This is a genomic window from Terrabacter tumescens (genome assembly GCF_014646815.1).
Lineage (GTDB): Bacteria > Actinomycetota > Actinomycetes > Actinomycetales > Dermatophilaceae > Terrabacter > Terrabacter tumescens.
The window spans coordinates 39,322-52,179 of record NZ_BMNZ01000002.1; the positions used below are offsets into that span (position 1 = coordinate 39,322).

A 12,858-nucleotide genomic window follows, 5' to 3' on the forward strand; every position below is an offset into this window, starting at 1 on the left:
GCCTCACCAGCCGCCGCGCGCGGCGCCGATGAAGCTCGAGGCCTCGCGCATCAGCGGCAGCACCGTGGCCTGGTAGGCGTGGTAGACGTCGGGACGTCCCGACCACACGCGGCTCGACGGCTCGTTGTGCTCGTCGAGCTCGTGGACCCACGAGCCGTCACGCTCGTCGACGAGGTGGCGGACGGCATACGCCCACCAGCGCTCGTAGTCCTCGGCGTAGCCCGCCTCGCCCGTCGCGCGGTGCAGCGTCCACGCGGCGGCGATCGCCTCGGCGACGACCCAGTGCATGCGCTCGCGCACGACCGGCCGGTCCTCGAAGTCGGTCGTGTAGACGAAGCCCGGGGCGCCGTCGACGTCCCAGCCGTGCTGCACCCCGGCCGCGTAGAGGTCGCGAGCGGCGCCGGGGATCCACGCCGGGGCCTCGTTCCCGAGCGCCGTCCGCACGTGCAGCGCGAGTCGCGACCACTCGATGAGGTGGCCGATCGTCACGCCGTAGGGCTGGAACGGGTGACCCGGGTCGTCGACGTTGTGGTCGGGGAGCGGGCGCCACTGCTCGTCGAAGTGCTCAGGCAGGCGCCAGTCGTGCGAGCGCGCGAAGCCGTCGACGACGCGGGTCAGCACACGGGTCGCCCGGTCGAGCCAGAGGCGGTCGCCCGTGACGTCCGCGGCCGCCAGGAAGGACTCGACCGTGTGCATGTTGGCGTTGACGCCACGGTACGGGTCGAGGCGGCTCCACGAGGCGTCCCACTGGTCGACGACGAGCCCCTCGCGGTCGTCCCAGAAGCGCTCGTCCATGACGCCGAGCGCCTCGTCGAGCAGCGCCCGGCCGTCCGGGTGACTCGACCCGGTCGCGGAGGCCGCGGCGAGGACGACGAACGCGTGGGCGTACGCCTCCTTGCCGCCGTCTGGCCGGCCCGCGACGGACATCCAGCCACCGTTCCGGTCGTCGTGCAGGGTCGTGCGCAGGGCGCGGACCCCGTGGTCGACGAGGCCGGCGGCGCGCTCGTCGCCGTGGAGGTGGGCGAGGGCGAAGGTGTGGGTCATCCGGCACGTCACCCACGTCTCGGCGGGACGGCCCGGCGTGATCCGGCCTGCGTCGTCGAGCCAGCCGAAGCCGCCCGCGGGGTCGAGCGAGTGGGTCGCGACGTCGACGAGCCGGGCCGCGGCGTGCTCGAGGCGGCTGGCCTCGGTCTCCGGGAGTCGGGGTGCACTCTCGGGATGGGGCGTCTCGGGCATCGTCGTCCTCGTCAGGTCGGTTCGGGCTGGCAGCCGGCGCGGAACCGCGGCCCCAGCCATCCTCCCGCAACGCCGTGCCGCGCGTCCGGACGTTGGCGGCGGTGCGCGACATATCGTGACCGCGTGACGAACATCGGACGGGTCATGCTGGCGCAGGTCAGGTCGATCGGGTCGCGCAACGCCTGCCTGGCGGCGGGCGAGCTGCCCGGCGGACCGTGGGCCGCACGCGGCGGACGCACCTACCGCACGGGCGCGAGCGGGAGCACGAGCGAGGCCATCACGCGGGCGCGCGCCATCCGCTCCGTGACGAGCGTGCGCGGCTACCAGGAGGTCGGTCGCGCCGACCTCTTCATCCAGGTCATCCCGTTCGCGTCCCCCGAGGACGCGCGCGGGGGGCTGACGGAGCTGCGTGGCCTGCCGCGGACGATGCCGCAGAGCAAGGGGCTCTCGGACGTCGGCGAGCTGCGCACGGTGGCGCCGCCGACGATCGCCGGCACGACGCACGTCGAGGCGGCCGAGCAGGCGTTCCTGCTCGACGGCGAGCACTCGCGCACCCTCACCGTGTGGTGCGTGGCGGGGCAGACCGTCGTCGTCGCGGCGCTCGGCGGCCGGTCCGAGGCGATCCGGTGGCCGCAGCTCGCCGAGATCGTCGAGGCGCAGGTGGCCGCGCTCGGCTGAGCCGGGCTGGGCCCGGCTCGGCTCAGACTTCGCCGCGTGCGACGGGCGTCAGCCGCGACCGAGGAAGCGGCCGAGGAAGCCGGGGCCCGAGGCCTTCTCCGCCGGGGCGTGACCGGGGCAGCGCTGGCCCGAGGGCACGTTGCGCATGACCTGGTCGACGTGCTGACCGCAACCGGCCCACGTCGTCTTGCCGCAGGTCCTGCAGGTGGCAGCTCGGCACATGGTGGTCTCTCCTGAAGTTCGCTCGGCAATACCCATAGGGGTATCGATCTGCGTTCACGATAGCCGACACCGCCGCGGCAGCCAACCGGGAACATCGACGCGAAGTCTGACGTTGGATACCCCGGTGGGTATATTGTCGAACCACAGAGAAGGAGCCCCCATGGCAACCCAGACCCTCACGGCCGCCGACTTCGGCACCACGATCTCCGAGCACCCGATCGTGCTCGTCGACTTCTGGGCGTCCTGGTGCGGCCCGTGCCGCATGTTCGCCCCCGTCTACGAAGCGGCGTCGGAGCAGCACCCCGACATCCTCTTCGGCAAGGTCGACACCGAGGCCGAGCAGCAGCTGGCCGCCGCGGCCCGGATCACCTCGATCCCGACCCTGATGGCCTTCCGGGACGGCATCCTCGTCTTCAGCCAGCCCGGCGCCCTGCCGGCAGCCGGCCTGGAGCAGGTCATCACCGCCGTCCGCGGCCTCGACATGGACGACGTGCGTCGCCAGGTCGCCGCCCAGCAGTCCGACGACGTCACCGCCTGACCCGACGACACCCAGGAGCCCTCATGTCGCACAGCCTCAGCACGACCCTCGAGCTCGGCTTCGACCGCGCCCTCGAGGCCACGCGCGCCCAGCTCACCGAGGTCGGCTTCGGCATCCTCACCGAGATCGACCTCGCAGGCACGCTCAAGGCCAAGCTCGGCGCCGACGTCGCCCCTCAGGTGATCCTCGGCGCCTGCCGCCCGCCGCTCGCGCTCGCCGCGATCGAGGCCGAGCCGTCCATCGGCGTCTTCCTGCCGTGCAACGTCGTCGTCCGCTCGGTCGACGAGACGCATACCGTCGTCGAGGCCATCGACCCCGACGCCATGGTGCGCCTCACCGACAACGAGACGCTCGCCACCGTCGCGGCCGACGCCCGCGAGCGGCTGACGAAGGCCCTCGCGGCCCTCGACTCCGCCCAGTAGGTCGGGCGGCTCAGCCGGGCAGCTCAGCCGGGCAGCTCAGCCGGCGCGCCAGTCGGGTCCGAGGCGCACGACGTCGCCGACGACCACGACGGCCGGCGCCTGGACACACCGCTCGCGGGCCAGCTCGGCGATGGTGGCGACCGTGCCGACGGTCGTGCGCTGGTCGGGCGCGAAGCCGCGCTCCACGACGGCGACGGGACAGTCCGCCGACCGGCCGTGCTGCACGAGCAGCTCGGTGGTGCGAGCGAGCTGGGTGACCCCCATGAGCAGCACGAGCGTGTGGTCGCCGCCGGTCGGCAGCACGGGGATGTCCTCGTGGCCGGTGACGACCGTGAAGCCGCGGGCGACGCCGCGGTGGGTCACCGGGATCCCCGCTGCCGCAGGCACGCTCACGGCGCTCGTCACGCCGGGCACGACCTCGACGCGTATGCCGTGTGCCTCGCACGCGTCGCGCTCCTCGCCGCCGCGGCCGAGCACGTAGGGGTCACCGCCCTTGAGCCGGACCACGCCGAGGCCCCGCTGTGCCTCCTCGACGAGGAGGTCGTTGATCCGTGACTGGGGCACGGGGTGGTGGCCGGGCGTCTTGCCGACGTCGATGACCCGCACAGAGGCCGGCAGCCGGTCGACGACGGCGCGCGGGGCGAGCCGGTCGACGACGACGACGTCCGCCGAGGCGAGCAGCTCGTGGCCGCGGGTGGTCAGCAGCCCGTCGGTCCCGGGACCACCGCCGACGAGCGCGACCCAGCCGCGTCGGCCGTGGGTGCGGGTGCGGCGCAGGTCCAGGGCGCCCGACACGAGCGCCCGCTCGACCCCGTCGCGGACGGTCACGGCCAGACCGGGGTCGCCCGCGGCATACGCAGCCACGGTGACCCGGCCGTCGGGAGTGGTCACGTCGGCTCGCGCGGCGACGCTGGCCGTCGTGCCCGCGGAGTCCGTCGCGTCGACGCACCAGACGCGGAGGGACTCCGCGTCGGCGGCGACCTCGCGGTCGACCGACGGCTCGCCCGTCGCGGTGTGCGCGAACCACGCTCCGTCCAGGTCGGGCGGGCCGGCGTAGTCGCGCTCGACCCAGTCGACCCGGCCGGCAGCCACCAGGTCGCGCAGGTCCTCGCAGACCCAGGGGGCGACGAGGCGCACGACGGCGCCCTCGTCGAGGAAGGCCCGCACCCGTCGGGCCGACACGGGGCCGCCTCCGACGGCCACGACGAGCCGACCCGCCACGTCGATAACTACTGGAAGCGCGGACTTGGAGCCGGCCACGCGGGTCTTCGGGGGGAACTTGGGGGGCGGAGCCCCCCAAGGGCTCAGATCTCCCATTCCTCGTCACCCTCGGGCTCGGTGGGGGCCGCGGCCGCGGTCGGCAGCGTGGCGCCGACCATGCCGGCTGCGACGGTGCGCCCGTCGTGGGCGTCGATGAGCAGGAACGAGCCGCCGCGGCGCGAGACCGAGTAGTTCTCGACGGGGACGGGAGCGGCCAGGCGCAGCGTCACGAGGCCGATGTCGTTGAGCGACAAGGCTTCCGACGGCACGGCGTGGAGGTCGTCGAGGTCGAGCACGCCGTCGAGCGTGCGGACCGCCGTCTGCACCGTGCGCGAGCCGTGCTTGAGCAGCAGACGCTGACCCGGACGCAGCGGCGCGTCGCCGAGCCAGCACACGACGGCCTTGATGTCCTGCGTCGGCTCGGGAGCGTCGACCGCGGCGGCGATGACGTCACCACGCGAGATGTCGATCTCGTCGGCCAGGCGCAGCGTCACCGACTGCGGAGCGAAGGCCTCGTCGAGCGTCCGCTCGCCGAGGTCGATCCCCACGACGGTGGTCCGGCGGCCCGAGGGAAGGGCCACCACGTCGTCACCGACACGGACGACGCCCGTGGCGACCTGGCCGGCATACCCCCGGTAGTCGCGGTGGGCCTCGTCGCGGGCCGCACCCTGCGGACGGATGACGAGCTGGACGGGCAGGCGGAAGGACTCGTGGGCCGGGTCGTCCGAGGGCGGCAGCGCCTCGAGCAGCTCGAGCAGGCTGGGGCCGGAGTACCACGGCGTGCGCGACGAGCGCTCCGCGATGTTGTCGCCGTCGAGGGCGCTGACCGGGATCGCGATGGCGTCGACGACGCCGAGCTCGCGGGCCACGGCCTGCACCTCGGCCTCGACGCGGTCGTAGACCTCCTGCGAGAAGTCGACGAGGTCGATCTTGTTGACGGCGACGACGACGTGCGGCACCCGGAGCAGCGCGGTCACCGCGAGGTGGCGACGGGTCTGCTCGAGCACCCCCTTGCGGGCGTCGACGAGGAGCACGACGACGTCGGCCGTCGAGCTGCCCGTCACGGTGTTGCGGGTGTACTGCACGTGCCCGGGGCAGTCGGCGAGGACGAACGACCGTGTCGCCGTGGCGAAGTAGCGGTAGGCGACGTCGATGGTGATGCCCTGCTCGCGCTCGGCGCGCAGGCCGTCGGTGAGCAGCGCCAGGTCGGCGGCGGTGAGGCCGCGGTCGCGCGACACGCGCTCGACGGCGGCGAGCTGGTCGGACAGCACCGACTTCGTGTCGTGGAGCAGGCGGCCGACGAGGGTCGACTTGCCGTCGTCGACGGAGCCGGCCGTCGCGAGGCGCAGCAGCGTGCCGCGACCGGCGCCGGCAACGGCGGCTGGGTCGAGCACGGGCGTGGTCTGCGTGGAGGCACTCATCTCAGACTGTCCTTGTCTTGGGGCCCCCGCGAAGTATCGGAGCGAGGGACGAGCGGAGAACTTCGTGGGGAGTTCAGAAGTAGCCCTCCTTCTTGCGGTCCTCCATGGCGGCCTCGGAGATCCGGTCGTCGGCGCGGGTCGCCCCGCGTTCGGTCAGGGTCGAGGCGGCCACCTCGAGGACGATCTCGGCGTTGGTGCGCGCCGGGGAGTCGACGGCCCCCGTGCACGACATGTCACCGACGGTGCGGTAGCGCACGAGACGCGTCGAGGTCGGCTCGTCGTCGCGCGGCCGGCTCACCGGGCCGACGGCCAGCCACATGCCGTCGCGGCGGAAGACCTCACGCTCGTGGGCGTAGTAGAGCGGTGCGAGCGGGATGTCCTCGCGGTCGATGTAGCGCCAGATGTCGACCTCGGTCCAGTTGCTGATCGGGAAGACGCGCACGTGCTCGCCGGGGCGGTGCCTGGGGTTGAAGAGGTTCCACAGCTCGGGGCGCTGGTTCTTGGGGTCCCACTGGCCGAACTCGTCACGGAGGGAGACGATCCGCTCCTTGGCGCGCGCCTTCTCCTCGTCGCGCCGGCCGCCGCCGAAGACGCCGTCGAAACGGTTGTCGTTGATGGCGTCGAGCAGCGGCACCGTCTGGAGCGGGTTGCGGGTGCCGTCGGCGCGCTCGCGCAGCCGGCCGTCGTCGATGTAGTCCTGCACGCTCGCGACGACGAGCCGCAGGCCGAGCCGCTCGACGGTCTCGTCGCGGTAGGCGAGGACCTCGGGGAAGTTGTGCCCCGTGTCGACATGGAGCACCGGGAACGGGATCGGCGCCGGCCAGAAGGCCTTGGTCGCGAGGTGCAGCATGACGACGGAGTCCTTGCCGCCGCTGAAGAGCAGCGCCGGGCGCTCGAGCTCGCCGGCCATTTCGCGGATGACGAGGATGGCCTCCGCCTCGAGCGCGTCGAGCTGGCTCAGTCGCCGGTCGGCGGACGTCGAGCCGCCTGCGTACGCGTTCGGCTGGGTCGCGTCCGCGACGGACGTTGCCGCCGCGGCCTGGGTGTCAGGCGTGTTCGTGGTCGTCGTCATGTGTGGAGTCCGCACTCGGTCTTGGCGAAGCCGGCCCAGCGGCCGGCGCGGGGGTCCTCGCCGGGCTCGACCCGGCGCGTGCACGGCTCGCAGCCGATCGACGGGTAGCCGTCGGAGAGGAGGGAGTTGACCTCGACCTGGTGCTCACCGGCATACGCCAGCAGCTCGTCGAAGGTCCACGCGGCGAGCGGGTTGATCTTGACGAGGCCGTTCTTGGCGTCCCACGTCACGAGCGGGGTGTCGGCCCGGGTGGGGCCCTCCTCGCGGCGCACCCCGGTCACCCACGCCTCGTAGAGCGGGAGGGTGCGGGCCAGCGGCTCGACCTTGCGCATCTGGCAGCAGAGAGCCGGGTCGCGCTCGTAGAGGTGCGCGCCGTACTTCTCGTCCTGCTCGGCGACGGTCAGCTCGGGGAGCACGTCGACGAGGGTGATCGGCAGGTCCTCGGCGACGATGTCGCGCGTCACGATCGTGTCGGAGAAGTGGTAGCCGGTGTTGAGGAACAGCACGTCGACGCCGGGCGCGAAGCGCGAGACGACGTGCGGCAGGACGGCATCGGCCATCGAGCAGGCCACGGCGAGCGTGCCGTCGAAGTGGAAGGCGGCCCAGGCGGCGACCTCGTCGGCGGTCGGCTCGCGCTCGGGGTCGGCGGCGAGGGTCGCGTTGAAGTCGTCGACGATCGCCTTGAGCTCGGCCTCGGTCCTCCGCTTGCGCGGCACCGTGGGGGTGGCGAGGGGGACTGCGGTCACTGGAGGGCTCCTTCGTCGGCTCGGTGGCTCCACTGGGCGAACGTCTCGCCGTCGATGCGGCCGGCGACGTAGGAGCGCACGACGCGCTCGACGTAGTCGGGCAGGTCGTCGGCCGTCACCTTGAGGCCGCGGACGGTGCGTCCGAGACCGGCCTCGTCACGGTCGTGGGAGGCGAGGCCGCCGCCGAGGTGCACCTGGAAGCCCGGCACCTGCTGGCCGTCGATGGTGACGAGCTGGCCCTTGAGGCCGATGTCGGCCGTCTGGATGCGGGCGCACGAGTTGGGGCAGCCGTTGACGTTGAGCAGGATCGGCGCGTCGAGCGAGCCGTCGTCGACGAGGTCGGCGAGGCGCGTCTCGAGCTCGGCGATGGCGTCGGTGGCGGTCTGCTTGGTCTCGACGATGGCGAGCTTGCAGTACTCGATGCCGGTGCAGGCCATCGTCGTGCGGCGGAACGGGCTCGGGCGGGCGGTGAGGCCGAGGGCCTCGAGGTCGGTGACGAAGTCCTCGACCCGGTCGGCGGGCACGTCGAGCACGACGAGCTTCTGGTGGGCGGTCAGGCGCACGGCGCTCGCGCCGTAGGACTCGAGGAGGTCGCCGAGCCGGGTGAGCAGGGTGCCGCTGATGCGCCCGACCGTCGGCGTCGCGCCGACGTAGTAGTTGCCGTCCTTCTGCAGGTGCACGCCGACGTGGTCGCCGGGGCCGGTGGCCGGTGCGGGCGGCGGGCCGTCGGGGAGCGGGTGGCCGAGGTACTCGGTCTCGAGCACCTCGCGGAACTTCGCCGGCCCCCACTCCGCGAGCAGGAACTTCAGGCGCGCCTTGTTGCGCAGCCGGCGGTAGCCGTAGTCGCGGAAGATCGAGATGACGCCGTGCCAGACGTCGACGGCCTCCTCCTCGGAGACGAAGACGCCGATGCGCTCGGCCAGGTGCGGGGAGGTCGACAGGCCGCCGCCGACCCAGAGGTCGTAGCCCGGGCCGAGCTCGGGGTGGACGACGCCGACGAGCGAGATGTCGTTGATCTCGTGCACGACGTCGAGGCTCGGGTGTCCGGTGATGGCCGTCTTGAACTTGCGCGGCAGGTTGGACAGGTCGAGGTCGCCGATGTACTTCTCGGTGATCCGCGCGATGAGGGGCGTCGGGTCGATGATCTCGTCGGCGGCGACGCCGGCGACGGGGCTGCCGAGGAAGCCGCGCGGGGTGTCGCCGCACGCCTCGGTCGTCTGCAGTCCGACGGACTCGAGGCGTCGCCAGATCTCGGGCACGTCCTCGATGCCGATCCAGTGGTACTGCAGGTTCTGCCGGTCGGTGATGTCGGCCGTGTCACGGGCGAAGTCGGTCGAGATGCCGCCGAGGACGCGCAGCCGCTCGGGCGAGAGGGCCTGGCCGTCGCTGCGCACGCGGAGCATGAAGTAGCGGTCGCTCAGCTCGTCGTCGCTCAGCTGCGCGGTGCGGCCGCCGTCGATGCCCGGGCGGCGCTGCGTGTAGAGCCCCCACCAGCGGAAACGTCCCGACAGGTCCTGGGTGGGGATGGAGTCGAAGCCCTCGCGCGAGTAGATCTGCTCGATGCGCTCGCGGACGTTGAGCCCGTTGTCCTCGTGCTTCCACGTCTCGTTGCCGTTGAGCGGCTCGGGGCCGTCGACCTTCCACTGCCCGTTGGAGCGGTCGGCCCGCGGCGGACGGGTGCCGGGTCGGGCGGCGCCGGTCGTGGAGTCGGTGACGGTCATGTAATCGAATGTATAACCGACCATTATCTGGACCCATACGGGTCCAGAGTGCGGCCCTTTCCCACCAAGCCGGTGGGAATGCGCCGTCGCGCCGTCACGACGGGCGTATGCCGTGTGCCCGGGTCAGGGACCGGCGAGCTGTCCCGAGTCGACCGCCTGCACGATGCCGAGCACCGTCGAGAGGTAGCGCTGCGAGTGGTTGTAGGACAGCACCGCGGCCTCGAGGTCGGCCTGCCTGGACAGGTCGCGGCCGCCGGCGCAGAGGTAGTCGGCCGCCGCGAGCGCCGCGTCCTCGATGTTCTGCGGGTCGGCGACGCCGTCACCGTTGCCGTCGGCGCCCCAGAGCCGCCACGTGCCGGGGATGAACTGCATGGGGCCGACGGCGCGGTCCCACACGGGGTCGCCGTCGTAGCGGCCGCCGTCGGTGTCGCGGATCGAGGAGTAGGCGCCGCCCGTCAGCGCCGGACCACGCACCGGGGGCACGGCGTCGTGCGAGGCGCTGAGGCTGCGTCCGCGCAGCGACGACGACTCCACCTCGCCGATCGCGGCGAGCAGCATGACCGGGATGTGGCAGCTGCTCTGGCGCTTGGCGGCGGAGACGTAGGCCGCCCAGATGATCTCGTCCTTGCTCAGCGTGGCCTTGGCGGTGCCGGTGGTCTTGCGCGGGGGCGCGGCGACGGGGATCTTGATGACCGCCTTGGGCTTCCACGGGGTCGGGTTGCTGCTCGTCCCTCCGCCGGGCTCGAGGGCCGCGGCGGGCACCGGAGCGACGCCCTCCATCGACAGGGTGGCGGCGACGCGGATCTCGTCGAAGACGGGCAGCACGAGATCGCCTGCGACGGAACCGAACCCGGGACCGACCGGCGACGGCGACCCTGCCGCGCCGGTGCCGCCCGACGGGGACGTCGCTCCCGGGGTCAGGGGCGACAGGAGCGGGGCGGGTGTCGGTGTCGGCGGGGCGGGGCTGTCCGCGGCCGACGCCCCGGCACCCGACCCGAGCAGCACCGCTCCGACCGCGAGCGAGGCGGCCGCAGCGCGTGCGGCAGTCAGCCTCCGCTCGGTCCGGCGTCGCATGTCGCATCCCTTCCCCGGGCGGCGCGTGGCCGCCCTGGTCTCCAGTACAGCGTGGATCTGCCGCCGTCGGCGACGAACGCCGACACCCACAGGGTCGAGGTCATCGTGCCACGCGGTCGCGGAGGGCGGCGGTGCCCGGTTCGTCCGCCGGACGCGGACGACGAGGCGGCGACACCGCTCGCGAGCGGCGGGCCCGCAGCAGCAGGGCGGCTCCCAGCGCGGCGAAGGCTAGCGCGACCGACGACCACGCGAGCAGGCCGGAGACCGGGGCGCGCGAGACCACCGTGACCGGCTCGGAGCTGCTCGGCCCGACGACCCAGTGCACCGTGCTGCGGACGTCGGCGACGCCACGGCGGTGCACGACGACGTCGAGGTCGACGGCCCCGCTCGAGGGCAGCTCGAGCGCCGCCGACCAGCGCGTGCGGGTCACCGGGGTCGCCGTCACCGCCTGGGCCTTCGAGGGCCCTGCGGCGCCTGCCGCCGCGTCTCCCGCGGAGGAGTCACGGACCGTCACGGACACCCCCGTGACCGGTCCCGGGGAGGGGCGCCGCGTGTCGAGGACGTCGACGAGGGCCACGCTGGCACCGGGCCGGTTCGGCCGCAGGGCGACCGTCTGCTGCAGGTCGGCGACCGGTCGGTCGTCGATGACGCTGGGGGCCTGCTCGGTGACGAGCCGCGGCGAGACCGCCGGTTGTCCCGTCGCGAGCAGCCCGGCCAGCGCGACGACGACGAGCAGGCCGACGGCCTCGACCCCGACGAGGGGTCGACGGGTGCCCTGCGCCTGCACCCCCCGAGCGTGCAGGCGGCGGGTCGTCACCAGGGCGACGAGCCCGACGACACCCGCGAGCGCCACCTTGGCGAGCAGGACGCGACCGTACGTCGTGAGCAGGGCGGCGTCGACCGAGACGACGACGTCGCTGGCGAGGTAGAGGCCGGTCACGCCGACGACGACGACCGAGACCGTCGCCGGCACCCGGAAGCCGCGCAGGACCGTGCGGACCTCCGGGCCCGTGAGGCCGAGTCCCGCGGACCGCAGGCCGAGGAGCGCGAGCGCGCCCACCGAGCCCGCCCACAGCAGGGCGGCGAGCAGGTGCGCCGTCGAGGTCAGCACCCACGTCGGGCCGCCCCGCAGCCCGAAGTGGCCGATGCTCACCGTGAGCAGGCCGGCGACGCCGAGCGACGCGGTCGCGGTCCACCGGCACCCCCGCGCGAGTGCCAGCGCGGCACCGAGCAGGGCGACCTCACGCAGCCCCCACCGCACGACGTAGCCCGTCGTGAACGCACCCGCCCCGAACCTGGCCAGGTCGACGAGGGCCACCGCAGCGGCCACGACGGCCGCGACCACGAGCAGACGGGCGGCGAGGCGCCGAAGGTGGGCCCACGGCATACGCCCTCGTTCCGCCGGCAGGCGGTGGAGCAGACGGCCCACGACGACGGCACCGAGGCCGGCGCCGATGCCGGCGAGCACGGCCCAGCGGCCGACCAGCTCGAAGAGGTCGGGGTTCGTCTCGCTCGGCCCGGTCGCCTCGACCTCGCTCTGGACGCCGAAGGCGAACGTGCCCGCCGACTCGTGGAGGTCGTCGCTCGACAGGGTGCGCCACGCGACATGGTAGGCGCCGACGCCCAGCGACGGCAGCGTCGCGACGACGCTCGCCGGCGCCTCCTGGTCCTCGTCGCTCTCCAGGAGGTGCAGCCCCGTGGCGGGCAGCCGGTGGCCGTCCGCCGTCACGACGCTGATCTCCGTCGCCTCGGGGACGACGTGCTCGGTGAAGTGCAGCTCGACCGTGCGCGGCGCAGCAGACAGGCTCGCCCCGTCACCGGGGGTGCTCGAGGCGAGGTAGGCATGGGCGGAGGCCGGCGACGCCCCGAGCCCGACGAGCAGGGCCGTGCCGAGCGCCACGGCCAGGGTCACGAGGACCCGGCGCGCGCCCATCACAGCACCGGGACGTGCTCGAGGCGCAGGCCGGCGTACTCGATCGTCGCGTCCTCACCGGCGCGGAGGGCACCACCGGTGTTCTGGTAGACGAAGTAGTACGTCGCCCCGGCACGGTTGATGTGCCCCTGGCGCATGACCGACACCCGGTTGGTCGACCCGTCGCGGGCCTCGCTGCGCAGGACCGGCGGGTGCTTCGTGTCGGCCTGGAAGCGCGAGGCCTTGTCGACGTCGAGGACGACGTAGCTGACGGTCACGAGGCCACCGTCACCGACGACGGCGACGCGCGAGATCCGCACCCCGAGAGCCGTCTCCATCTCGGCGGACTGCGGGACCGGCCGCCCCGGGTCGTCGTCCCCGGCCCGGAGGGCACGAGCCCCCAGCAGGCCGAGGACGGCGACGACGAGGACGGCCACGACGGCGAGCGCCGTGCGGGACCAGGTCCCGCGCTCCGGGCGGGGCGCGGGAGCGGGGGCGCCTGCCGGCGGACCCGCGGGGATGGTGGTGGTGCTCATTCGGACTGCCCTCCGATGCT

The 12,858-nt window shown here is 73.5% G+C and carries 13 protein-coding genes; 3 read left to right on the forward strand and 10 right to left on the reverse strand.

Annotation, left to right across the window (positions count from 1 at the left end):
• Positions 1-3 precede the first annotated feature (3 nt).
• Complete coding sequence (locus IEY30_RS04185) at positions 4-1,236, reverse strand: AGE family epimerase/isomerase (RefSeq protein WP_043416680.1); 1,233 nt, start codon at positions 1,234-1,236, stop codon at positions 4-6.
• Positions 1,237-1,359: 123 nt separating this feature from the next.
• On the opposite strand from IEY30_RS04185, the gene IEY30_RS04190 reads away from it, so the two are divergent.
• Positions 1,360-1,914, forward strand: coding sequence for a hypothetical protein (locus IEY30_RS04190; protein ID WP_030197163.1), 555 nt, complete (start codon positions 1,360-1,362; stop codon positions 1,912-1,914).
• Between the two features lie 48 nt (positions 1,915-1,962).
• Here the strand turns inward: IEY30_RS04190 and IEY30_RS04195 are convergent, their stop codons facing one another.
• Entirely contained in the window at positions 1,963-2,136 is a 174-nt protein-coding gene (locus tag IEY30_RS04195) for a DUF8730 family Cys-rich protein (RefSeq protein WP_188960099.1), read from the reverse strand.
• A 160-nt stretch (positions 2,137-2,296) separates the two neighbouring features.
• Between IEY30_RS04195 and trxA the strand changes: the two genes are divergently transcribed.
• The gene (gene trxA / locus IEY30_RS04200; RefSeq protein WP_030197164.1) at positions 2,297-2,674 is read left to right on the forward strand and encodes a thioredoxin; all 378 of its coding nucleotides are present in this window, start codon (positions 2,297-2,299) and stop codon (positions 2,672-2,674) included.
• A 23-nt stretch (positions 2,675-2,697) separates the two neighbouring features.
• Positions 2,698-3,096, forward strand: a complete 399-nt coding sequence (locus IEY30_RS04205; protein WP_030197166.1) for a DUF302 domain-containing protein — start codon at positions 2,698-2,700, stop codon at positions 3,094-3,096.
• 36 nt (positions 3,097-3,132) lie between these two features.
• Here IEY30_RS04205 and cobA read toward each other — a convergent pair whose 3' ends face one another.
• From cobA to IEY30_RS04245, 8 genes are all read right to left on the reverse strand, one after another.
• A complete protein-coding gene (gene cobA, locus IEY30_RS04210) occupies positions 3,133-4,356 on the reverse strand; it encodes a uroporphyrinogen-III C-methyltransferase (protein ID WP_052358477.1) in 1,224 nt (407 codons plus the stop codon).
• 44 nt (positions 4,357-4,400) lie between these two features.
• Positions 4,401-5,777 (reverse strand): sulfate adenylyltransferase subunit 1, encoded by a 1,377-nt coding sequence (locus IEY30_RS04215; RefSeq protein ID WP_030197168.1) that lies wholly within the window; start codon positions 5,775-5,777, stop codon positions 4,401-4,403.
• A 73-nt stretch (positions 5,778-5,850) separates the two neighbouring features.
• Positions 5,851-6,849: a sulfate adenylyltransferase subunit CysD gene (cysD, locus tag IEY30_RS04220; protein ID WP_030197170.1), complete on the reverse strand. Its 999-nt coding sequence runs from the start codon at positions 6,847-6,849 to the stop codon at positions 5,851-5,853.
• Positions 6,846-7,595 (reverse strand): phosphoadenylyl-sulfate reductase, encoded by a 750-nt coding sequence (locus IEY30_RS04225; RefSeq protein ID WP_030197172.1) that lies wholly within the window; start codon positions 7,593-7,595, stop codon positions 6,846-6,848. The genes cysD and IEY30_RS04225 overlap by 4 nt, the downstream gene beginning before the upstream one ends.
• Positions 7,592-9,316, reverse strand: a complete 1,725-nt coding sequence (locus tag IEY30_RS04230; RefSeq protein WP_030197176.1) for a nitrite/sulfite reductase — start codon at positions 9,314-9,316, stop codon at positions 7,592-7,594. The genes IEY30_RS04225 and IEY30_RS04230 overlap by 4 nt, the downstream gene beginning before the upstream one ends.
• 123 nt (positions 9,317-9,439) lie before the next feature.
• Complete coding sequence (locus tag IEY30_RS04235; protein WP_052358478.1) at positions 9,440-10,390, reverse strand: lytic murein transglycosylase; 951 nt, start codon at positions 10,388-10,390, stop codon at positions 9,440-9,442.
• 100 nt (positions 10,391-10,490) lie between these two features.
• Positions 10,491-12,323 carry a copper resistance CopC/CopD family protein gene (locus IEY30_RS04240; RefSeq protein WP_030197182.1) on the reverse strand — a complete coding sequence of 611 codons (1,833 nt, stop codon included), beginning with the start codon at positions 12,321-12,323 and terminating at the stop codon, positions 10,491-10,493.
• Positions 12,323-12,838 carry a hypothetical protein gene (locus IEY30_RS04245; RefSeq protein ID WP_030197185.1) on the reverse strand — a complete coding sequence of 172 codons (516 nt, stop codon included), beginning with the start codon at positions 12,836-12,838 and terminating at the stop codon, positions 12,323-12,325. Before IEY30_RS04245 ends, IEY30_RS04240 begins: the two co-directional genes overlap by 1 nt.
• Positions 12,839-12,858 lie beyond the last annotated feature (20 nt).